Genomic DNA, 22,414 nt, shown 5'->3' with positions numbered 1-22,414 from the left:
CCTCACTGCGGGTGATCCGCCCCGGGCGCCTGTTATGCGTCCGGGCTTATGCCTTTCGAAATGGGTTGTGCGCACGGCTTTATAACACGAAAATAGGCGCATTCTGACTAGCACTCATCCCGATCGCGTGCGAAATGACACGTCCGTGCGCGAGTTTCTTCATAAGATACTGATTCACAACGTGTCCCGATCGGGGCAGCAGGACGTGTCCCGCTGTCGTATGCTGGTCGTTTCGATCGCACTCACCGCACTTCCTCCAAACGCTCATGCCGCGCCCCCTTTCAGCAACAATCCACACCGCCGCGCTCGCCAACAACCTCGCCATTGCACGCAAGTACGCGCCGAAATCCAGGATCTGGGCTGTCGTCAAGGCCAATGCGTATGGCCACGGACTCGCCCGGGCGTTCCCCGGACTGCGCGCGACGGACGGCTTTGGCCTTCTCGACCTCGAAGAAGCCGCGAAGTTGCGTGAATTGGGCTGGGCGGGCCCGATTCTTTTGCTCGAAGGCTTTTTCCGGCCCACCGATATCGACGTGATCGACCGCTACAGCCTGACCACGGCCGTGCATTGCGACGAGCAGTTGCGCATGCTGGAAATGGCGCGCCTCTCGAAGCCGGTCAACATCCAGTTGAAGATGAACAGCGGCATGAACCGCCTCGGCTACACGCCCGAGAAGTACCGCGCCGCGTGGGAGCGCGCGCGCGCCGTGCAGGGCGTCGGCCAGATCACGCTCATGACCCATTTTTCCGATGCCGACGGCCCGCGCGGCATCGCGCATCAGCTCGACGCGTTCGAACGCGGCGCGGAAGGTATCGCGGGCGCGCGCAGCCTCGCGAATTCGGCGGCGGTGCTGTGGCATCCGGACGCGCACGTCGACTGGGTGCGGCCCGGCATCATGCTGTATGGCGCGTCGCCGTCGGGCGTGACCGCCGACATCGCCGGCACTGGCCTCAAGCCCGCGATGACGCTCCAGTCCGAGCTGATCGCCGTGCAGACCGTCAGCGCGGGAAGCAGCATCGGCTATGGCTCGACCTTCACCGCGGGCACCTCGATGCGCATCGGCGTGGTCGCGTGCGGCTACGCGGACGGCTATCCGCGCGTGGCGCCGGAAGGCACGCCCGTGATCGTCGACGGTGTGCGGACCAAGCTCGTCGGCCGCGTGTCGATGGACATGCTGACCGTCGATCTGACGCCGTGCCCGAGCGCGGGCATCGGCTCGCGTGTCGAATTGTGGGGCGCGAATCTGCCGATCGACGATGTCGCGAGCGCGGCCGGCACGGTCGGCTACGAACTCATGTGCGCGATCGCGCAGCGCGTGCCGGTGCGCGCGGAATAACTCTCAACGAAAACTCACAGCAAGGCAGTGTGTGGCAAAAGCAGCGAAGGCAAAGACGCTCTATACGTGTAGCGAATGCGGCGGACAATCGCCGAAATGGACCGGCCAGTGCGCCGCGTGCGGAGCGTGGAACACGTTGGTGGAAGGCGTGGAGCAGGCGCCCTCCACGCATCGCTTCCAGGCGCTCGCGAAAAGTTCGGCGGTGCGCAAGCTCGCCGATATCGAGGCGTCGGACGTGCCGCGCTTCACGACCGGCGTCGGCGAGTTCGACCGCGTGCTGGGCGGCGGCCTCGTGCCCGGCGGCGTGGTGCTGATCGGCGGTGATCCGGGCATCGGCAAATCGACTTTGCTGTTGCAATCGCTCGCGGAGATCGCGCGCGAGCGGCCCGCGCTCTATGTGAGCGGCGAGGAATCCGGCGCGCAGATCGCGTTGCGCGCGCAACGGCTCGGCTTGATCGGGGAAAGCGCGGCGGGCGATCTCGCGCTGCTCGCGGAAATCCAGCTCGAAAAGATTCAGGCGACCATCGACGAGCAACGGCCTGAAGTCGCCGTGATCGACTCCATCCAGACCATTTATTCCGAAGCGCTGACTTCCGCGCCCGGTTCGGTCGCGCAGGTGCGCGAGTGCGCGGCGCAACTGACGCGCATCGCGAAGCAGACGGGCACGTCGATCATCATGGTCGGCCACGTGACGAAAGAGGGCAGTCTCGCGGGGCCGCGCGTGCTCGAACATATCGTCGATACCGTGCTGTATTTCGAGGGCGATACGCATTCGTCGTTCCGGCTCGTGCGCGCGTTCAAGAACCGCTTCGGCGCGGTCAACGAACTCGGCGTCTTCGCGATGACGGAAAAGGGCTTGCGCGGCGTCGCGAATCCATCGGCGCTGTTTCTGTCGCAGCACGAGCAAAGCGTGCCGGGTTCGTGCGTGCTCGTGACGCAGGAAGGCTCGCGGCCGTTGCTCGTCGAGGTGCAGGCGCTGGTCGACACCGCCCATGTGCCCAATCCGCGCCGGCTCGCGGTGGGGCTGGAGCAAAACCGGCTCGCGCTGTTGCTGGCCGTTCTGCATCGGCATGCCGGCATCGCGTGTTTCGATCAGGATGTGTTTCTCAACGCGGTCGGCGGCGTGAAGATCACCGAGCCCGCAGCGGATCTGGCCGTGCTGCTCGCGATTCATTCGTCGATGCGCAACAAGCCATTGCCCAAGGGCCTCATCACGTTCGGCGAAGTAGGGCTGGCGGGCGAAATCCGGCCGTCGCCGCGCGGACAGGACCGCCTGAAGGAAGCGGCCAAGCTCGGCTTTTCGGTCGCGCTGATTCCGAAGGCGAACGCGCCGAAGCAGGCGATCGACGGCCTGAAGGTGATCGCGGTGGATCGAATCGAGGAAGCGATCGACCGGGTTCGGGATCTCGAATGAACCCGTGGTCGGACCCTTGGTAATGCGGCGTAAAAATCCCGTTGCGCAATGTAACCTACGCGGCGCGCGGTTTTCTTATCCTTTCAATGCTACGGAACCGGCCAACTTCGCTATGGACATGTCAAGAAGCGAGGTGACCGGAAGGATCGAGAGGACCACGCATTGAAACACTCAAACGCAAGCCGGCCGAAGCCCGCGTTCCATCTGCGCGGATGCCGTGTCTCCGCGCCGCTGCAACAGCCCTGGGGAAGCGGCTGCCGGATCGTCGAATGGATCGACGAGCAAGGCCAGATCTCGCGTCGCGTCGTCGCGGCCGATGTCACCGAGGATGAAGTCGTCGCGACCATCCGCGAACACGTAACGGGGCGCAAACACGTGCTCGTCGACGACGAACGCCCGCCGCGCCAGGTCTTGCCGCGGCGCTAGGCGGCGCGGAACAGCGGATGCAGCGCCGCTTCGGCGGGCGTGAGCACCGGCGCGACGCAGCAATCGAGCGGCTCCAGCAGCGCCATCCATTCGTCGCGCGTGTGCTCGCGAAACCGCGCGGCCAGTTCCGCCGACAATTCCGCCGCATCCGTTCCGCCGATCGCTTGGCCGAGGCTCCAGTGCCGCGTCGCCCAGTCGGGACGGCCGAGCGCCTCGCACAAGGTTTGCCAGAACTTCAGTTCCAGCGCGCCGACTGCGACGAAGCGGTCATCGCGGGTGCGATACACGTCGTAGCACGGCGCACCGCCGTTCAGCAGGCCCGCGCCGGCGCGCGTTCCGGCTTCGTTGGCATTGGTCAGCGCGACATGCGCCATCACGTTGTGCGCGTGCGTCGCGTGCGTCATCGACACATTCAGGCAGCGTCCTTCGCCGCCACGCGCGACGTGCCACGCCGCCGCGAGTATTTCCATCACGGCCGACAGCGCGCCGCCGAGCAGGTCCGCGAGCTGAAAATTCGGTGCGACGGGCGTGCCGTCGCGCGCGGCAAGCTGATCGAGCACGCCTGCGTAGGCGATGTAGTTCAGATCGTGACCGGCTTTGTGCGCGAACGGCCCGTCGCTGCCGAATCCCGTGATCGCGCAATAGACGAGCTTCGGATTTGCCTCGCGCAGCACGTCATAGCCGACGCCCAGCCGCGCCATCACCGAAGGGCGAAAGCTTTCGACGAGCACGTCGGCGTCGCGCGCGAGTTCGATCAGTTTCGCGCGGCCTTCGTCGGTCTTGAGGTCGAGCGTGAGTTGCCGCTTGCCGCGATTGACGATGCGATAGAACGCGCTCGGCGTGCCGTTTTGCCGGTCCGCTTCGCTTTGCATCATCGTGCGCGTGTAGTCGCCTTCGCCCGGCGGCTCGATCTTGAGCACGTCGGCGCCGAGTTCGGCGAGCCGCAACGTAGCGACCGGTCCGGGAAGAAGCCGCGTCAGGTCCAGCACGCGCAGGCCTGTGAGGGATGGCGTCAAGTCGTCGATCTCCGGTTATGAGCCGATTTGCTCGAGTTCTTCGTGTGCTTCGAGCCACTCCAGTTCGAGCGTTTCGAGACGTGCGTTGACTTCGCCCTGACGGCGGATCGTCTCGGTGAGCTTCGCCTTCATCGCGGCTTCGTAGCTCGCCGGATCCGCGACGAACGTTTCGAGCGTCGACTTCTCGGCGTTGAGCTTCTCCATCTCTTTCTCGATCTTCGCGATGCGCGACTGCAGCGGCTTCCTCAGATGCGCGAACTTCTGCCGCTCCTGCGCTTCCTGCCGGCGCTGTTCCTTGCGATTCGGCCCGCTGTCCTGCGCGTCGCCCGACGCCGCGCCGTTCGCTTCCTTCGCCGCCGCGCGTACTTCGGCGGCGTGTTGCAGCAGCCAGTCGCGATAGTCGTCGAGATCGCCGTCGAACGGAGTCAGGCGATGCTTCGCGACGAGCATGAAGGTATCGGTCGTCGCGCGCAGCAGGTGCCGGTCATGCGACACGAGAATCAGCGTGCCCTCGAACTGCGCGAGCGCCATCGTCAGGGCATGGCGGGTTTCGAGGTCGAGGTGGTTGGTCGGTTCGTCGAGCAGCAGCAGATTCGGTTTCTGCCAGATGACGAGCGCCAGCGCGAGCCGCGCCTTCTCGCCGCCGGAGAAGGGCGCGATCTTCGCGGTCGCCATCTCGCCGGAGAAGTTGAAACTGCCTAGAAAGTCGCGCAACTCCTGCTCGCGCGTATCGGGCGCGAGGCGCGCGAGATGCTGGAGCGCGGAGTCGTCCGGGCGCAGCGTTTCGAGCTGATGCTGCGCGAAATAGCCGATCTGCAAGCCCTTGCCCTGGCGGACGTCGCCGGAAAGCGGTTCGAGCGTCTGCGCGAGCGTCTTGATGAGCGTCGACTTGCCTTGCCCGTTCGCGCCGAGCAGGCCGATGCGCTGGCCGTTCTGGATCGACAGCGTCACCCCGTCGACGATCGGAATCTCGCCGCCTGCTTCGTCGTGATAGCCGCAGCGCACGCTTTCCATGACGATCATCGGATTGGGCGCGGCGTCGGGCTCGCGGAATTCGAAGGTGAAGGGCGAACTCGCATGCGCGGGCGCGATCAGCTCCATTTTCTCCAGCGCCTTCACGCGGCTTTGCGCCTGCTTCGCCTTGGTCGCCTTGGCCTTGAAACGGTCGATGAAGCTCTGCAGATGCGCGACCGTCCTCTGCTGCTTCTCGTAGGCGCTCTGCTGCAGCGCGAGCTGCTGCGCGCGCAGCACTTCGAACTGGCTGTAATTGCCGCCGTAGCGCTTCACCTGACGATTTTCCAGATGCAGCGTGACGTTGCATACCGAATCGAGAAACTCGCGGTCGTGCGAAATGACGACGAGCGTGCCCGCATAGCGCCCGAGCCAGTCTTCGAGCCAGACGATGGCGTCGAGGTCGAGGTGGTTGGTCGGTTCGTCGAGCAGCAGCAGATCGGACGGACACATCAGCGCCTGCGCGAGATTCAGGCGCATGCGCCAGCCGCCCGAAAAGCTCGACACCGGCTCGCGCGTCTGTTCGAGCGTGAAGCCGAGGCCGAGCAGCAGCGTTTCGGCGCGCGCGGGCGCGGTGTAGCCGTCGGCGTCGGCGAAGGCGGCATGCGCTTCGGCTTCGGCGGCGCCGTCGTGCGCGGCGGAGGCCGACGCGATGCGCGCCTCGATCGCGCGCAGATGCGTGTCGCCGTCGAGCGTGTAGTCGAGCGCGCTGCGGTCCACCGCGGGCGTTTCCTGCGCGACGTGCGCGATGCGCCACGACGGCGGCATCGAGAAATCGCCGCCGTCCGCGTGCAGCTCGCCGCGCAGCACGGAAAACAGCGTGGACTTGCCCGCGCCGTTCGCGCCGACGAGACCGGCTTTCTCGCCCGGGTTGAGCGTGAAGGTCGTCTCTTCGAAAAGCGGCTTGGTGCCGCGGGACAGGCTGAACTGATTGAAACGGATCACGTCGAATTGGCGGCGAAAGGGCGCGGCTTGGAAGGAAAGCGCTATTTTAGACCGGACCGGTTGCCGCGCAGGGGTAGGCCGTTCGGCCAATGGCACAGGAACGCGCGCCGGGTTAGCATCGCCTGTCGTACATCGAATTCATTTGCGGAGCGTGCCATGAGCGCAGCCAGTGACGGCATCTACGGCTTTTCGGCCGAAACACTCGACGGCGCGACCGTCGGTCTCGACACTTATCGCGGCAAGGTGTTGCTGATCGTGAATACGGCCAGCGAGTGCGGTTTCACGCCGCAATACAACGGTTTGCAGCACATTTACCAGGAGCTTGCTGCGCGCGGCTTCGAGGTGCTCGGTTTCCCGTGCAACCAGTTCGGCAAGCAGGAACCGGGCGATGCCGGGCAGATCGGCAGCTTCTGCGAGAAGAACTACGGCGTCACGTTTCCGATGTTCGGCAAGATCGAGGTGAACGGCGCGAACGCGCATCCGCTCTACAAATATCTGAAGGACAAGGAGCCGGGTTTGCTCGGCATCGAGGCGATCAAGTGGAACTTCACGAAGTTTCTCGTCGACCGCCAGGGCAACGTGGTGAAGCGCTATGCGCCGCAGACCAAGCCCGAATCGATCGTCGAGGACATCGAGAAGCTGCTCTGAAATTTCGGCGCGCTCAGAGAATCGGTGAGAAAAGTCGTGCGACGTGCATCGCCATGCGTCGCCAGAACGCCTTGCCGCGATAGTCGTTGCCGTCGATCTCGAAGGCGAGCGCGAAGTCCGCGCGCAGCATCGCTTCCACTTCGTTGGCGAACGCGCGATCGACCGTCAGCACCGTGATCTCGAAGTTCAGGCGAAACGAGCGGTTGTCGAGGTTCGCGCTGCCGATCGCCGCGGCGATGTCGTCGACGAGCACGACTTTCTGATGCAGAAAGCCCGGTTCGTAGCGAAAGATGCGCACGCCCGCCTGCCACAGATCGTACGCATAGAGCCGCGACGCTGCGAACACCACGCGATGATCGCGCCGGCTCGGAATCAGGATGCGCACGTCCACGCCGCGCATCACGGCGAGCCTGAGCGCCGAGAACACGGCTTCGTCGGGAATCAGATAAGGCGACGTGATCCAGATGCGCTCGCGCGCCGCGTTGATCGCCTCGACGAAAAAGAGCGAGCAGGTTTCCTGTTTGTCGGCAGGGCCGCTCGACAGCACCATGCAATGCATGTTGCCGTCCGAAGGCGGCGCGGGACCGAGTTCGGGCAGGCGCTGGGTCGCCCAGTACCAGTCTTCCGTGAAGACGAACTGGATGCTCGCGACCGCCGGGCCGCGCACTTCCACATGGGTGTCGCGCCACGGCGAGAGACGCGGATTGCCGCCGAGATACTCGACGCCCACGTTATGCCCGCCGACGAACGCGCATTTGCCGTCCACCACGACGATCTTCCGATGATTGCGGAAGTTGATTTGGAAGCGGTGCACGAATTTGCGCGTGGCCGCGAACGGATGCGCCTCGACGCCGCCCGCGCGCAGCGCGTTCACGTAGCGATGCGGCAGATCGAAGCTGCCGATGCTGTCGTAGAGGAAGTAGACGCGCACGCCGGACTGGGCTTTTCGGATCAGCGCGTCCTTGAGCATGTCGCCGAGCGCGTCGGCGCGCACGATGAAGAACTGCACGGCCACATAGCGTTCGGCCGCGGCGATGGCATCGAGGATCGCGGCGAAGGTGGCGTCGCCGTTGATGAGCACGCGCGCCGAGTTGCCGCGCAGGAACGGCATGCCGGAGAGGCGCTGCAGCGTGCGGATGGTCGGATTGCCGAGATAGGCGGCCGGTCCCGGCGCGATCTCGCCGCGCGCGCCCGTGGAATCGATGAGCGGGGCGCTCTCGGGCGCATCGCTGCGCGCGCCCGAATCCCACTCGGCGGGCTTCGAACGGTTGCGCAGGATCTCGATTTCCAGCCGCCGCTCGTCGATATAGCCCGCGAACTTGCTGCGGCCGAGGAAGAGATAGGGAATCAGCGTGAAATAGGGCATCGCGACGAGCGACACTGCCCACGCCACCGCGCCTTGCGACGTGCGTGTGTTGATGACGGCATGGATCGCGGCGATCACGCCGAGCGCATGCGCGGCCATCACGAGCGTGCCGAGGTGTAGCCAGTCGGATGCTTGCATAAGCGCCAGGGTGCTGTAGGGAGCGAAGGGCTTCGCTGATGGCGATTCGCCATCTTACCCAACCCTCGCGCGCGAAGTGTCAGCGATCGTTGCAGCGTGTGTCGCCGCAACGATCGCCCGGGCGGAGGCTTCAGGAGGGAAGATCGGCGGCCTGGATCAGGAACACGTTGTCGTCGCCGGCGCTCGTCGAGAGCCACACGAGATCGAGACCGCCCAGCGCGGCCTCCACGTTCGGCCGCTCGTTGCCGATTTCGACGACGAGCACGCCGTCCTCGGTGAGCCAGTTGCGCGCGTCGCGCACGATGCGCCGCACCACGTCCATGCCGTCCGCGCCGCCCGCGAGCGCGAGTTCGGGCTCGTGCCGGTACTCTTCCGGCAGCGCCTGCATTGCGTTGGCGTTGACGTAGGGCGGATTCGTGATGATCACCTCGTAACGCTCGGCCGACAGCGGCGCGTACAGATCGCCTTCATGAAGGCGCACGCGTTCGCCGAGATCATATTCGTCGACGTTGCGGCGCGCGACCGCGAGCGCATCGGCGGAGATATCGACGGCATCGACATCCGCGTTCTCGAAGGCCTGCGCCGCGAGAATCGCGAGACAGCCCGAGCCGGTGCACAGTTCGAGCACGCGCGTGACCTGATCGGGATCGGCCACATACGGTTGCAGACCGTCCTGCAACAGTTCGCCGATGAACGAGCGCGGCACGATCACGCGCTCGTCGACGTAAAAGCGGCGGCCGTGCATCCATGCTTCCTGCGTGATGTACGCGGCGGGAATGCGTTCCTTCGCGCGGCGCTCGATCACTTTCATGACGGCGTCGATTTCGTTGTCGAGCAGGCGCGCGTCGAGGAACGGTTCGAGCGTGTCGAGCGGCAGATGCAGCGTGTGCAGGATCAGGTACGCGGCTTCGTCGTAGGCATTGGTCGAGCCGTGGCCGAACGAGAGGCCCGCTTCGGTGAAGCGCGAGACGCCGAAGCGCAGCAGGTCGCGCACGGTGGTGAAGGGCAGCGCCATCAAAGGCTCCTTTTTATTGTGTGAGATCAATTTACGCAGATGAGTCAGGCGATCAGCTGTTCGAGCACGCGGCGGTACACGTTCTTCAACGGCTCGATGAAGCGCACTTCGACATGCTCGTCGATCTTGTGGATCGTGCCGTTGGGCGGACCGAACTCGACCACCTGATCGCAGATCTGCGCGATGAAGCGTCCATCGGAGGTGCCGCCGGTAGTAGACAGTTCGGCGCGCACGCCGGTTTCATCGGCGATGGCCTTTTCGAGCGCATCCGAAAGCTCGCCGCGCGGCGTGAGAAACGGCAGGCCGCTCACGATCCACTTCAGATCGTAGTCGAGGCCGTGCTTGTCGAGAATCGCGTGCACGCGGCTTTGCAAGCCTTCCACCGTGCTCGCGGTGGAGAAGCGGAAGTTGAACATCAGATCGGCGTGGCCGGGAATGATGTTGGTCGCGCCCGTGCCGGAATGCAGGTTGGAAACCTGCCAGGTCGTCGGCGGAAAATACTCGTTGCCGTCGTCCCAGCACTCGGCGACCAGCTCGGCCAGCGCGGGCGCGAGCAGATGCACGGGATTTTTCGCGAGATGCGGATACGCGATATGCCCCTGCACGCCCTTGACGACGAGCTTGCCCGTCATCGAGCCGCGCCGGCCGTTCTTGACCATGTCGCCGAGCGTGGCGTTCGAGGTCGGCTCGCCGACGATGCAGTAATCGAGCCGCGTGCCGCGCGCTTTCAGCGCTTCGACGACCTTGATCGTGCCGTCGGTGGCGGGGCCTTCTTCATCGCTCGTGATGAGAAACGCGAGCGTGCCGCGATGCTCCGGATGCTTCGCGACGAATTCCTCGCTCGACACGACGAACGCCGCGAGCGACGCCTTCATGTCCGCCGCGCCGCGCCCGTAGAGCTTGCCGTCGCGATGCGTGGGCGTGAAGGGCGGCGAGGTCCATTGTTCGAGCGGACCGGTCGGCACGACATCCGTGTGGCCGGCGAACGCGAGCAGTCTGGCCGAAGCGTCCGTGCCGCGCTTCACGGCCCACAGGTTGGTGACGCCGCCCGATCGAAAAGTTTCGCATTCGAAGCCGATGGCCGCGAGCCGCTCGATCATGAGCGCCTGACAAGCCTGATCGTCGGGCGTGACGGATGCGCGTTCGATCAGCGCTTCGGTGAGGGAGAGGGTGCCGGACATGGTCGATTCACGTGAGTGCGATAAAAAATGCCGGCGCGCGGGCCGGCACTCGTAGCGATTTGGCGATGACCGTCGAGTTCACAGTCATCGCTCTGGCTCAGACGAAGAGCGTTTCGTACTGCTCGGCTGAAAACCCGAGCGTTTTCACGCGCCCGTTCACCACGACGACGGGCCGCTTGATGATCGACGGCTTGTGGATCATCAGCGCGATCGCGCCGGAGGTGGTGTCGGCTTCGGCCTTATGCACGTCGGACAGGCCGCGCCAGGTGGTGCCGCGCTTGTTGAAGAGCTGCTCGAGCGGCACGTCCTTGAGCCAGTCCTGAATCAGCGCGTTCGACACGCCGGCCTTCTTGAAGTCGTGAAACTCGAACGGCACGCCGTGCTCTTCCAGCCACACGCGCGCTTTCTTCACGGTGTCGCAATTCGGAATGCCGTAGACGACCGTGGTCGGAGTGGAACCGCGCGCCACGATCAGTCGCCTCGCAGCAGTTCGTTCAGGCCGACTTTCGCGCGCGTCTTGGCGTCGACCTTCTTGACGATCACCGCGCAGTACAGGCTGTGCGAACCGTCCTTCGACGGCAGATTGCCCGCGACGACCACCGAGCCCGCCGGAATGCGGCCATACGTGACTTCGCCGGTTTCGCGGTCGTAGATCTTGGTCGACTGGCCGAGATACACGCCCATCGAGATGACCGAGTTCTCTTCGACGATCACGCCTTCCACCACTTCCGAACGCGCGCCGATGAAGCAGTTGTCCTCGATGATGACCGGGTTCGCCTGCAGCGGCTCCAGCACGCCGCCGATGCCCACGCCGCCCGACAGATGCACGTTCTTGCCGATCTGCGCGCACGAACCGACGGTGGCCCAGGTGTCGACCATCGAGCCTTCGTCGACATATGCGCCGATGTTGGTGTACGACGGCATCAGCACGACGTTCTTCGCGATGAACGAGCCGCGGCGCGCGATGGCCGGCGGCACCACGCGAAAGCCGCCCGCCGCGAAGTCTTCCGCCGTGTAATTGGCGAATTTCGAAGGCACCTTGTCGTAGAACTGCGAGTAGCCGCCGGCGGGCATCGGCGCGTTGTCTTCCAGGCGGAACGACAGCAGCACGGCCTTCTTGAGCCACTGATTCACGATCCATTCGCCGTCGCGCTTTTCGGCGACGCGCATCTGACCTTTGTCGAGCTGCTCGATCGCGTGTGCGACGGCTTCGCGGACTTCGGCGGGCGCGGCCTTGGGCGACAGCTCGGCGCGGTTTTCCCAGGCGGTATCGATGATGCTCTGAAGTTGTTGCGACATAGTGGTATCAAGGATGGAGGATTGGACCGGCAAGTCTCATGACCTGAGCGAGCGGCAGAATTCGACGATGCGGCGGGCTCCTTCGACACATTCTTCGTTCCCGGCCACGAGCGCGATGCGTACGAAGCCCTCGCCGGGATTCGTGCCGTGCGCGCTGCGAGCGAGAAAAGAGCCCGGCAGAACCGTCACATTATAGTCGGCGTACAGGCGCGCCGCGAACTCGGTATCCGTGAGCCCGGTGCCCGCGACGTTCGCCCAAAGGTAGAACGCGGCGTCGGGCAGACGCACGTCGAGCACGTCGGCGAGCATCGGCGTGACCGTCTGGAATTTTTCCAGATACTTCGCGCGGTTGTCGCGCACGTGCGTTTCATCCTGCCACGCGGCGATGCTCGCGCGCTGAAATACCGTCGACAGCGCCGCGCCGTGATACGTGCGGTAGAGCAGAAAATCCTTCAGCACCGACGCGTCGCCCGCGACGAAACCCGAGCGCATGCCCGGCACGTTCGAGCGCTTCGACAGGCTCGACAGCATCACGAGGCGCTCGAAGCCGCGCTTGAGCAGGCGCGCCGCCTCGAGGCCGCCGAGCGGCGGATTGGTTTCGTCGAAATAGATTTCCGAGTAGCACTCGTCCGACGCGATCACGAAACCGTGCTTGTCCGACAGCGCGAAGAGCTCGCGCCAGTTCTCGAGCGTGAGCACCGCGCCCGTTGGGTTGCCCGGCGAGCAGACGTAGAGCAGTTGCGTGCGCGCCCAGATGTGATCGGGCACGGCGGAATAATCGCACGCGAAGTTGCGCGCCGGGTCGCTGTTGACGAAGTACGGCTCGGCGCCCGCGAGCAAGGCCGCGCCTTCGTAGATTTGATAGAACGGGTTCGGACAGAGTACGATGGGCGGTTCGGCGGCATCAGCGGCGTCCTTCTTGGTGCGGCTGTCGATCACGGTCTGCGCGAGCGCGAACAGCGCTTCCCGCGAGCCGGACACGGGCAGCACTTCAGTGGCCGGATCGACCGATTCGAGGCCGTAGCGCTGCATGACCCAGGCCGCGATCGCCGCGCGCAGCGGCTCGCTGCCGAGCGTCGCCGGATAAGAGGCGAGGCCGTCGAGCGCATTGATCACTGCATCGCGGATCAGCGTGGGCGTCGGATGCTTCGGCTCGCCGATGCCGAAGCTGATCGGCGTGAATCCGGCGCGCGGCTCGATGCCCTTGAAGAGCACACGGAGCTTTTCGAACGGATAGGGCTGAAGTTTCTTGAGAAGTGGATTCACGGCGTGACCGGTAAGCAGTGAGCGATGCGCGCGAGGCAAAGCGCCTGCGAGGGCGGCATCGGAAGACGTGAACGGACGCGAAGCAAGCTCACGATTATAGCGCGCGGCCCCGGCCCGCAAGCGGGCAGCGGCGCGCGGCACGAAGGATGACAGTACGAATGACCGTAACAAAAATGATTGAGGCGCAGCCATGAGCCGTGGCCTGCACAACGCATGGCCGACGCTCGCGATCATGATCGGCGCGTCGGTGTGGGGGCTCGTGTGGTATCCGATGCGCATGCTCGCCGCGATGGGCCTGACCGGTACCGCCGCCAGCGCGACCACGAGCGCCGCCGCGTGCGTCTTCGTGCTGCTGGTCAAACGCCGCTCGCTCAGCACGCTGTCCTGGCACTGGCTGCTCGTCGCGCTCGGCGTGGCGGCGGGCGTGACCAACATCGGCTTCGTATGGGGCGCGATCCACGGGCAGGTGATGCGCGTGCTGCTGCTCTTCTATCTGACGCCCGCATGGACCGCGATCTTCGCGCACTTCATTCTGAAGGAACGTTTGACGCGCGCCGACGCCGCGCTGTCGTTGCTCTCGCTGGCGGGCGCCGTGACGATGCTCTGGTCGCCCGAACTCGGCATGCCCCTGCCCGCCGATCTCGCGGAATGGGCCGGTCTCATGGGCGGCATGGGTTTCGCGATGAGCAACGTGCTCGTCGTCAAGGTCACGCGCACGCTGCCCGCGATGAAACCCGAGATGCGTACCGCGGTGATCTTCGGCGGCGCGGCGCTCGTCGCCTGCGTCATCACGCTGTTCGAGCCGATGCCCACGCCGCCCGCCGCCGCGCTGCTGCCCACGGTGGCGTTCATCGTAATCGGCCTGGGCGTCGTGCTCGCAGTGAACAACATCATCGTGCAGGTGGGGCTCGCTCGCGTGCCGGCCAATCGCGCGTCCATCATCATGCTGTTCGAGCTCGTCGTCACGGCGCTGTCCGCGTGGCTCTTCGCGGGCGAAGTGCCCGGCCCGCGCGAATGGGCGGGCGGTGCGTGCATCGTCGTCGCGTGCGTGCTGTCGGCGTGGGTGCACCGGCCGCGTGCGCAGCGTTCGCCTCCCGCGCCCGAGGCACTCGACATCGCCGGACACGCGCCGGAAAGCAAAAAGAAATCGACTCGCGCGATGGTATGATGGTGTCCGCTTCGCCGGGACATGCATGCGTCGTCGCGTGGCGTGACCGAATGCGATCGACGGGCCGCGATGCGGCCTGTCTGCCATCTATCCTCCGTCATCAATTCAAAACAGCGATATCGCCGTGCGTCTGACCTCGATAAAACTCGCTGGCTTCAAGTCCTTCGTCGATCCCACGCATTTCCAGGTTCCCGGCCAGCTCGTCGGCGTGGTCGGACCGAATGGCTGTGGCAAGTCCAACATCATCGATGCCGTGCGCTGGGTGCTCGGCGAATCGCGCGCCTCCGAGCTGCGCGGCGAATCGATGCAGGACGTGATCTTCAATGGCTCGACGGCGCGCAAGCCCGGCAGCCGGGCGAGCGTCGAACTCATTTTCGATAACGCCGACGGCCGCGCCGCCGGTCAGTGGAGCAGCTACGGCGAAATCGCCGTGAAGCGCGTGCTGACGCGCGACGGCACCTCCAGCTACTACATCAACAATCTGCCCGCGCGCCGCCGCGACATTCAGGACATCTTCCTCGGCACGGGTCTCGGCCCGCGCGCCTACGCGATCATCGGGCAGGGCATGATCTCGCGGATCATCGAGGCGAAGCCGGAAGAGCTGCGCGTGTTTCTCGAAGAAGCGGCGGGCGTGTCGAAGTACAAGGAGCGCCGTCGCGAGACCGAGAACCGTCTGCATGACACGCGCGAAAATCTGACGCGTGTCGAAGACATCGTCCGCGAGCTGTCGACCAATCTCGAGAAGCTCGAAGGGCAGGCGGTCGTCGCGACGAAGTACAAGGAATTGCAGGCCGAAGGCGAAGAGAAGCAGCGCCTTCTGTGGCTCTTGCGCAAGAAGGAAGCGGGCAACGAGGCCGAGCGCCAGCAGCGCGCGATCCGCGAGGCGCAGGTCGAGCTCGAAGCGCAGACCGCGCGTCTGCGCGAAGTCGAGGCGCAACTGGAAACGCTGCGCGTCGCGCATTACAGCGCGAGCGACGCGATGCAGGGCGCGCAAGGCTCGCTGTACGAAGCCAACGCCGAAGTGAGCCGGCTGGAAGCGGAGATCCGCTTCATCGTCGAATCGCGCAATCGCGTGCAGGCGCAGATCGCCGCGCTCACCGCGCAGCGCGAGCAGTGGCAGGTGCAGGCGCAGAAGGCGCGCGATGAAATCGATACCGCCACCGATGCGCTCGCCGAAGGCGAAGAGAAGGCCGCGATCGCTGCGGATACCGCCGCCGCGAAGCACGACGCGCTGCCCGCGCTCGAAGCCCGCTGGCGCGACGCGCAAGCACAGCTCAACGATGAGCGCGCGGGTATCGCGCGCGCGGAGCAGGCGCTGAAGCTCGAAGCGGCGCATCAGCGCAACGCGGATCAACAGCTTCAGCAATTGCAGCAGCGCCAGGAGCGGCTCAAGAGCGAAGCGAAAGGGCTGGACGCACCCGACGAAGCGCATCTCGAAGAATTGCGCATGCAGCTCGCCGAGAACGAAGAGATTCTCGCCGAAGCGCAAGCGCGTCTCGCAGATGCGCAGGAAACGGTGCCGCGTCTGGACGCCGCGCGCCGTGAAGCGCAGGAGCGCGTGCAAAAGGAAAGCGCGCAAATCCATCAGCTCGAAGCGCGCCTCGCCGCGTTGAAGCAGCTTCAGGAAAGCGTGCAGACCGAAGGCAAGATTCAGCCGTGGCTCGACAAGCACGAGCTCGGCGCGTTGCCGCGGCTCTGGAAGAAGCTGCACGTCGAGACCGGCTGGGAAGGGGCGCTCGAATCGGTGCTGCGCGAGCGTCTCGCCGCGCTGGAAGTATCGAATCTGGACTGGGTCAAGGCCTTCGCCACCGATGCGCCGCCCGCCAAACTCGCGTTCTATTCGCCGCCCGTCGCCGGTAAGCCGGTCGAGGCGCCGCAAGGACTGCGCTCGCTGCTGTCGCTCGTGCGCATCGACGATCCGGGTCTGCGCGCCGTCCTCAACGAATGGCTTGCCACGACTTTCGTTGCCGACGATATCGGCGCCGCGCTGGCATCGCGCAATCAGTTGCCGGAGGGCGCTGCGTTCGTCGTGAAGGCGGGGCATATCGTGACGCGCGTGGGCGTGCAGCTCTACGCGGCCGATTCCGAGCAGGCTGGCATGCTTGCGCGGGCGCAGGAAATCGAGAACCTCACGAAGCAGGTTCGCGCGCAGGCGCTGCTGTCCGACGAAGCCAAAGCCAGCGCCGTGCGCGCCGATGCCGCGCACACGCAAGCCTCGCAGACGCTCGCGGAGGCACGCGCCGCCGCTGAACGCGCGACGCAACGCGTCCACGCACTGCAACTGGACGTGCTCAAGCTCGCCCAGGCGCACGAGCGCTACACGCAGCGCAACACGCAGATCGGCGACGAACTCGAAGAGATCGCCGCGCAGATCGAGGAACAGCGCGCGTTGCGGGCCGAATCGGAAGCCGCGTTCGAGCGTCACGATGGCGAGATCGCGCAGTTGCAGGCGCGTTTCGAGGACAACCAGCTCGCCTTCGAATCGCTCGATGAAACGTTGACCAGCGCGCGCCATGAATTGCGCGAACTGGAACGCGCGGCGAGCGACGCGAGTTTCGCGGTGCGCGGCCTGTCCGCGAAGATCGACGAATACAAGCGCAACATCGAGACGGCGCACGACCAGAGTGAACGCATCGCGGGCGCGCTGGAAGATGCGCGCGCCGAACTCGAAACCATCAACGAGCAGACGGCGCAGACCGGCCTGCACGACGCGCTAGAAGTGCGCGCGGCGCGTGAGGAATCCCTGCACGTGGCGCGTGTCGAACTGGACGATCTCACCGCGCGGCTGCGCCAGTCCGACGAGCAGCGTCTGATGGCCGAACGCTCGCTGCAGCCGCTGCGCGACAGGATCAACGAATTGCAGCTGAAGGAGCAGGCGGCGCGCATCAGCGGCGAGCAGTTCGTCGAACAGTTGGAGGCAGCGGGCGTCGACGAAGCCGAACTCGCCGCGAAGCTCACGCCGGACATGAAGCCGTCGTATCTGCAAGGCGAGGTCACGCGCCTGAACAACGCGATCCTCGCGCTCGGGCCGGTCAACATGGCCGCGCTCGAAGAGCTCTCGGCGGCGACCGAGCGCAAGCATTTCCTCGACGCGCAATCGGCCGATCTGAACAACGCCATCGGCACGCTGGAAGACGCGATCCAGAAGATCGACCAGGAAACGCGCGCCCTGCTGCAAGGCACGTTCGACGAGGTCAACCGTCACTTCGGCGAGTTGTTCCCGCGTCTGTTCGGCGGCGGCCAGGCGAAGCTCATCATGACCGGCGACGAAATTCTCGACGCCGGCGTGCAGGTGATGGCGCAGCCGCCCGGCAAGAAGAATTCGACCATTCACCTGCTTTCGGGCGGTGAGAAGGCGCTGACCGCCACCGCGCTCGTGTTCGCGATGTTCCAGTTGAATCCTGCGCCGTTCTGTCTGCTCGACGAAGTGGACGCGCCGCTCGACGACGCCAACACGGAACGTTTTGCGAACCTCGTGCGCGCGATGTCGGCCAAGACGCAGTTCCTGTTCATCTCGCACAACAAGATCGCGATGGAAATGGCGCAGCAACTGATCGGTGTGACGATGCAGGAGCAGGGCGTGTCGCGCATCGTCGCGGTGGATATGGAAGCCGCGTCGGGCTTCGCGCAGAACGGCTGAAGCCTCGCGCGTCGCAACAGTTTTGATTGAGTGAAGGGCGTGCGCCAGACGCGGAGTGGCGCGCATCGGCCAGGCGGCGGCGAGAAGCCGGAACGCGGCGCGATGCGTGCGACAGATCGCGCGGCGCTTCGTAACTTGAAAGAATAGTGGAGCGTGCATGGACGAGTTGACACTCGGTTTGATTGGAGCCGGAGCCGTGGTGGTGGGCGGCGTGGTCGTGTACAACGCGTGGCAGAGCGCGAAGGTGCGGCGCAAGATGCCGCGTCCGATGCCCGACGAAGCGGCGGATGCGCTCGCCCGCCAGGAAGCGGACGACGAGCAGCAGCCGTTCATCGAGCCCGTGCGCCAGTCGCGCCGCGAGCCGGTCGCGGGCGACGATGCCACCGACGATCAGCCGCGCGACACGCGCATGGAGCCGAGCTTCGGCAGCGCGAACCCGGCGCCATCGGTCGCGCCGGCCGATACAGCCGTCGATCTCCAGGCCGAGGCGACTTCCGCCAATGGCGCGGCGCAGGAACCCGAACGCGATACGGAAGACGAACGCACCGAACCCGTGATGCCCGCCGCGACGACGATTTCGTCGGCGCCGCCGGCGGTCGTGGATCGCCGCATCGATTGCGTCGTGCCGATTCGTCTCGCCGCGCCGGTCCCGGGCGATCGCGTGATTCCGCTCGCGCAACGCCTGCGTCGCGCCGGCACGAAGCCCGTGACGATCGAAGGCAAGAGCGAGGGCGAGAGCGCATGGGAGTTGCCGCGCAACGGCGTGCGCTACGACGAGTTGCGCGCGGCCGCGCAACTGGCGAACCGCAGCGGACCGTTGAACGAGCTCGAATTCTCCGAGTTCGTGACCGGCGTGCAGCGCCTCGCCGACGCGATCGACGGCGCGCCCGAATTTCCCGACATGATGGAAACCGTCGGCATGGCGCGCGAGCTCGACGCGTTCGCCGCGCAATGCGACGCGCAACTCTCGATCAACATTCTCTCCGACGGCGCGCCGTGGTCCGCGAACTACGTGCAGGCGGTGGCGTCGCAGGATGGTCTCCTGCTCTCGCGCGACGGCACGCGTTTCGTGAAGCTCGACGCGAAGCAGAATCCGGTCTTCATGCTCCAGTTCGGCGACACCAACTTCCTGCGCGACGACCTGACCTACAAGGGCGGCCAGATGATCACGCTGGTGCTCGACGTGCCGGTCGCCGATGAAGACATCCTGCCGTTCAGGCTGATGTGCGATTACGCGAAATCGCTGTCGGAGCGCATCGGCGCGCGCGTCGTCGACGATCAGCGCCGGCCGCTGCCCGAATCCGCGCTGCTCGCCATCGAAAAGCAGTTGATGACGCTGTATGCGAAGCTGGAGCAGGCGGGCATTCCGGCCGGCTCGCCCGCGACGCGGCGTCTTTTCAGCCAATAGCGCCGTGCTGCGCGCGTTCGACGAACCGCGCTCGCGTCAGAGAATCGCGCCCCAGCCGGGGCGTTTTTCTTTGCGTGCGCGCCGCCGCACCGACGCCCGCACATAGGCCGTTCGGCCGATGCCACCATGGACCGATCTTCTGAGACAATCGAACGGTCGGTTGACTGACTTACCACTTTCTCCAAGCCGCATGTCCGCAAAAACAAAAGCCGAATCCGCCGCTGCCGCCAGGTCGGAAGCCACCGTGCCGAGCGCCGATCGTCCGGCCGAGCGCGCGGCGTGGCTGCGCTCCGAGCTGGAGCGCGCGAACTACGCGTATTACGTGCTGGATCAGCCGGATCTGCCCGACGCCGAATACGACACGCTGTTCAAGGAGCTTCAGGGCATCGAAGCCGATCATCCGGACCTCATCACGCCGGATTCGCCGACGCAGCGTGTGGGTGGTGAAGTGGCCGCGGGTTTCACGCCGGTCGTCCATGACGTGCCGATGCTCTCGCTCAACAACGGCTTCGCGGACGAGGACATCGCCGCCTTCGACAAGCGCGTGTCCGACGCGCTGGGTCACGTGCCCGTGGAGTACGCGTGCGAGCTGAAGTTCGATGGACTCGCCATTTCCCTGCGTTACGAGGACGGCCGTTTCGTGCAGGCCGCGACGCGCGGCGACGGCGCGACCGGCGAAGACGTCACGGCGAACGTGCGCACCATTCGCTCGATTCCGCTCACGCTGAAGGGCAAGAACGTGCCGAAGCGGCTCGATGTGCGCGGCGAGGTGCTGATGTTCAAGCGCGATTTCGAGCGCCTGAACGCGCGTCAGCGCGACGCCGGGCAGCGCGAATTCGCGAATCCGCGCAACGCGGCGGCGGGCGGTTTGCGCCAGCTCGACCCGAAGATGACCGCGCAACGCTCGCTGTCGTTCTTCGCTTACGGTATCGGCACGCTGGACGGCGCCGGGATGCCCGCCACGCACGCGGCGCTGCTCGACTGGTACAAGGAAATGGGCCTGCCGGTGAATGCGGAGCGCGCGGTCGTGCAAGGCGCGGACGGCTTGCTCGGCTTTTTCGGCAAGATCGGCGAGAAGCGCGACACGCTGCCGTATGACATCGACGGCGTCGTCTACAAGGTCGATCGGCGCGATGAGCAGGACAAGCTCGGTTTCGTATCGCGCGCGCCGCGCTTTGCGCTCGCGCACAAGTTTCCCGCGCAGGAAGCGTTGACGGAACTGCTCGCGATCGACGTGCAAGTGGGCCGCACCGGCGCGATCACGCCGGTCGCGCGGCTCGCGCCGGTGTTCGTCGGCGGCGCGACCGTCACCAACGCGACGTTGCACAACGAGGACGAGGTGCGCCGCAAGGACATCCGCATCGGCGACACGGTCATTGTGCGGCGCGCGGGCGACGTGATTCCCGAAGTCGTCGGCGCGATCCTCGATCGCCGTCCCGCCGGCGCGGGCGAGTTCGTCATGCCGACGCAATGCCCGGTCTGCGGCTCGAAGATCGAGCGTCTGCCGGACGAGGCGATTGCGCGCTGCACGGGCGGGCTGTTCTGTCCGGCGCAGCGCAAGCAGGCGCTGTGGCATTTCGCGCAGCGCCGCGCGCTCGATATCGACGGGCTCGGCGAGAAAATCATCGATCAACTGGTCGAGCAGAATCTGGTGCGCACACCCGCCGATCTCTTCCATCTCGGTTTCTCGACGCTCGCCGCGCTCGACCGTTTCGCGGACAAATCCGCGCAGAACCTGATCGATTCGCTGGAGAAGGCGAGCAAGACGACGCTCCCGCGCTTCATCTATGCGCTGGGCATCCGGCACGTGGGCGAATCGACGGCGAAGGATCTGGCCAAGCACTTCGGCTCGCTTGATCCGATCATGGCGGCGTCGGTCGAAGAATTGCTTGAAGTCAACGATGTCGGCCCGATCGTCGCCGAGGCCATACACAATTTCTTCGGCGAGGAACACAACCAGCATGTGATCGAGCAGTTGCGCGCGAAGGTGTCATGGCCGGAAGGACCGCCCGCGCCGAAGGCGCCGCAGGGCGTGCTGGCCGGCAAGACCGTCGTGCTGACGGGGACGCTGCCCACGCTGTCGCGCGAGGAAGCGAAGGAGATGCTGGAGGCGGCCGGGGCGAAGGTGGCCGGCTCGGTATCGAAGAAGACCGACTACGTCGTGGCGGGCGCGGATGCGGGCAGCAAGCTCGCGAAGGCCGAGGAACTCGGAGTTCCGGTTCTCGACGAAGACGGCATGCACAAGCTTTTGGAAGGAGTCACACCATGATTCGCGAAATCCTGAAGATGGGCGATCCGCGCCTCTTGCGCATCGCGCAGCCGGTCGAGCATTTCGACACGCCCGAACTGCACGCGCTCGTGCAGGACATGTTCGACACGATGCGCGACGCCAACGGCGCGGGCCTCGCTGCGCCGCAGATCGGCGTCGATCTGCAGGTCGTGATCTTCGGCTTCGGGCACAACGAGCGGTATCCCGACGCGCCGTCGGTGCCGGAGACGGTGCTCATCAACCCGATCATCACGCCGAACGGGCATGACATGGAGGAGGGCTGGGAAGGTTGCCTCTCCGTGCCTGGCCTGCGTGGCGCGGTGCAGCGTTTCTCGATGATCCGCTATCAGGGCTTCGACCAGTACGGCAGCGCGATCGAGCGGCTTGCCGAGGGCTTTCACGCGCGCGTCGTACAGCACGAGTGCGACCATCTGATCGGCAAGCTCTATCCGATGCGCATTACCGACTTCTCGAAGTTCGGCTTCACGGAAGTGCTCTTTCCGGGGCTCGATCCGGTGCGCGACGAGTAACGCCGCGCGTTTCGGGCCGTAACGAATTCGAGTGGAAGGCCGCTTCGCGAGGAGCGGCCTTTTCCTTACGCCAACGTCTTGGTGCTGCCGGTAACATCGGGCTGACGAAACAGCGCGACATGCTCCGGATTCGCCGAGGCTTGCAGGCGTCCGTCGGGCAGGCGCGCGACGACCATTTCACCAACGCCGGGGCTCATCACGACGACTTCGTCGCGCAGGGCGAGCAGGGCTTCGAGCCGTCGTCGGCCGCTTACGATCTCCAGACCGGTTCCTGTCTCACGAACGATGATCTCAACTGACATGGCGATTCTCCCTCAATGCCGTTCAACGATGCTGA

General features: G+C 65.4%; 18 protein-coding genes. 9 read left to right on the top strand and 9 right to left on the bottom strand.

Annotated features, from left to right (window positions below; genetic code table 11):
• The first annotated feature begins 266 nt into the window (after positions 1–266).
• From alr to AWB80_RS16140, 3 genes are all read left to right on the top strand, one after another.
• Positions 267–1,337 (top strand): alanine racemase, encoded by a 1,071-nt coding sequence (alr, locus tag AWB80_RS16150; RefSeq protein ID WP_061175679.1) that lies wholly within the window; start codon positions 267–269, stop codon positions 1,335–1,337.
• Positions 1,338–1,368: 31 nt separating this feature from the next.
• The gene (radA, locus tag AWB80_RS16145; RefSeq protein WP_061175678.1) at positions 1,369–2,751 is read left to right on the top strand and encodes a DNA repair protein RadA; all 1,383 of its coding nucleotides are present in this window, start codon (positions 1,369–1,371) and stop codon (positions 2,749–2,751) included.
• A 162-nt stretch (positions 2,752–2,913) separates the two neighbouring features.
• Positions 2,914–3,177 (top strand): DUF2866 domain-containing protein, encoded by a 264-nt coding sequence (locus tag AWB80_RS16140; protein ID WP_061175677.1) that lies wholly within the window; start codon positions 2,914–2,916, stop codon positions 3,175–3,177.
• Here AWB80_RS16140 and AWB80_RS16135 read toward each other — a convergent pair.
• Together AWB80_RS16135 and AWB80_RS16130 are read right to left on the bottom strand one after the other, a co-directional pair.
• A complete protein-coding gene (locus AWB80_RS16135) occupies positions 3,174–4,193 on the bottom strand; it encodes a CaiB/BaiF CoA transferase family protein (protein ID WP_061175676.1) in 1,020 nt (339 codons plus the stop codon). The two genes, AWB80_RS16140 and AWB80_RS16135, sit on opposite strands and share 4 nt — an antisense overlap.
• Positions 4,194–4,208: 15 nt before the next feature.
• Positions 4,209–6,149: an ATP-binding cassette domain-containing protein gene (locus AWB80_RS16130; RefSeq protein ID WP_061175675.1), complete on the bottom strand. Its 1,941-nt coding sequence runs from the start codon at positions 6,147–6,149 to the stop codon at positions 4,209–4,211.
• A 156-nt stretch (positions 6,150–6,305) separates the two neighbouring features.
• Between AWB80_RS16130 and AWB80_RS16125 the strand changes: the two genes are divergently transcribed.
• On the top strand, positions 6,306–6,797 hold the full coding sequence (locus AWB80_RS16125) for a glutathione peroxidase (protein ID WP_061175674.1): 492 nt from the start codon (positions 6,306–6,308) through the stop codon (positions 6,795–6,797).
• 13 nt (positions 6,798–6,810) lie between these two features.
• On the opposite strand, the gene cls is transcribed toward AWB80_RS16125, so the two are convergent.
• From cls to dapC, 6 genes are all read right to left on the bottom strand, one after another.
• A complete protein-coding gene (cls, locus tag AWB80_RS16120) occupies positions 6,811–8,301 on the bottom strand; it encodes a cardiolipin synthase (protein WP_061175673.1) in 1,491 nt (496 codons plus the stop codon).
• 130 nt (positions 8,302–8,431) lie between these two features.
• Positions 8,432–9,316, bottom strand: a complete 885-nt coding sequence (gene prmB, locus AWB80_RS16115; protein WP_061175672.1) for a 50S ribosomal protein L3 N(5)-glutamine methyltransferase — start codon at positions 9,314–9,316, stop codon at positions 8,432–8,434.
• 44 nt (positions 9,317–9,360) lie between these two features.
• Positions 9,361–10,497, bottom strand: a complete 1,137-nt coding sequence (gene dapE, locus AWB80_RS16110; RefSeq protein ID WP_061175671.1) for a succinyl-diaminopimelate desuccinylase — start codon at positions 10,495–10,497, stop codon at positions 9,361–9,363.
• A 97-nt stretch (positions 10,498–10,594) separates the two neighbouring features.
• Positions 10,595–10,966, bottom strand: a complete 372-nt coding sequence (locus AWB80_RS16105) for an ArsC family reductase (protein WP_061175670.1) — start codon at positions 10,964–10,966, stop codon at positions 10,595–10,597.
• 2 nt (positions 10,967–10,968) lie between these two features.
• Complete coding sequence (gene dapD, locus AWB80_RS16100) at positions 10,969–11,796, bottom strand: 2,3,4,5-tetrahydropyridine-2,6-dicarboxylate N-succinyltransferase (protein ID WP_061175669.1); 828 nt, start codon at positions 11,794–11,796, stop codon at positions 10,969–10,971.
• 36 nt (positions 11,797–11,832) lie between these two features.
• Entirely contained in the window at positions 11,833–13,062 is a 1,230-nt protein-coding gene (gene dapC, locus AWB80_RS16095; RefSeq protein ID WP_061175668.1) for a succinyldiaminopimelate transaminase, read from the bottom strand.
• Positions 13,063–13,252: 190 nt separating this feature from the next.
• Here dapC and AWB80_RS16090 point away from each other — a divergent pair, with 190 nt between their 5' ends.
• From AWB80_RS16090 to def, 5 genes are all read left to right on the top strand, one after another.
• A complete protein-coding gene (locus tag AWB80_RS16090) occupies positions 13,253–14,230 on the top strand; it encodes a DMT family transporter (RefSeq protein ID WP_061175667.1) in 978 nt (325 codons plus the stop codon).
• 124 nt (positions 14,231–14,354) lie between these two features.
• Positions 14,355–17,870 (top strand): chromosome segregation protein SMC, encoded by a 3,516-nt coding sequence (gene smc / locus AWB80_RS16085; protein ID WP_061175666.1) that lies wholly within the window; start codon positions 14,355–14,357, stop codon positions 17,868–17,870.
• Between the two features lie 157 nt (positions 17,871–18,027).
• Positions 18,028–19,278 carry a cell division protein ZipA C-terminal FtsZ-binding domain-containing protein gene (locus AWB80_RS16080; RefSeq protein ID WP_061175665.1) on the top strand — a complete coding sequence of 417 codons (1,251 nt, stop codon included), beginning with the start codon at positions 18,028–18,030 and terminating at the stop codon, positions 19,276–19,278.
• Between the two features lie 190 nt (positions 19,279–19,468).
• Complete coding sequence (ligA, locus tag AWB80_RS16075) at positions 19,469–21,547, top strand: NAD-dependent DNA ligase LigA (protein ID WP_061175664.1); 2,079 nt, start codon at positions 19,469–19,471, stop codon at positions 21,545–21,547.
• Entirely contained in the window at positions 21,544–22,077 is a 534-nt protein-coding gene (gene def / locus AWB80_RS16070; protein ID WP_061175663.1) for a peptide deformylase, read from the top strand. Before ligA ends, def begins: the two co-directional genes overlap by 4 nt.
• Before the next feature lie 65 nt (positions 22,078–22,142).
• On the opposite strand, the gene AWB80_RS43290 is transcribed toward def, so the two are convergent.
• The gene (locus AWB80_RS43290) at positions 22,143–22,379 is read right to left on the bottom strand and encodes a hypothetical protein (protein ID WP_143328056.1); all 237 of its coding nucleotides are present in this window, start codon (positions 22,377–22,379) and stop codon (positions 22,143–22,145) included.
• Between the last annotated feature and the right edge of the window lie 35 nt (positions 22,380–22,414).

The sequence above is a fragment of the Caballeronia pedi genome (genome assembly GCF_001544915.2).
Taxonomy (GTDB): domain Bacteria; phylum Pseudomonadota; class Gammaproteobacteria; order Burkholderiales; family Burkholderiaceae; genus Caballeronia; species Caballeronia pedi.
Note: the sequence above shows the minus strand (reverse complement) of the source record. Positions and strands in the feature narration are given on the sequence as shown.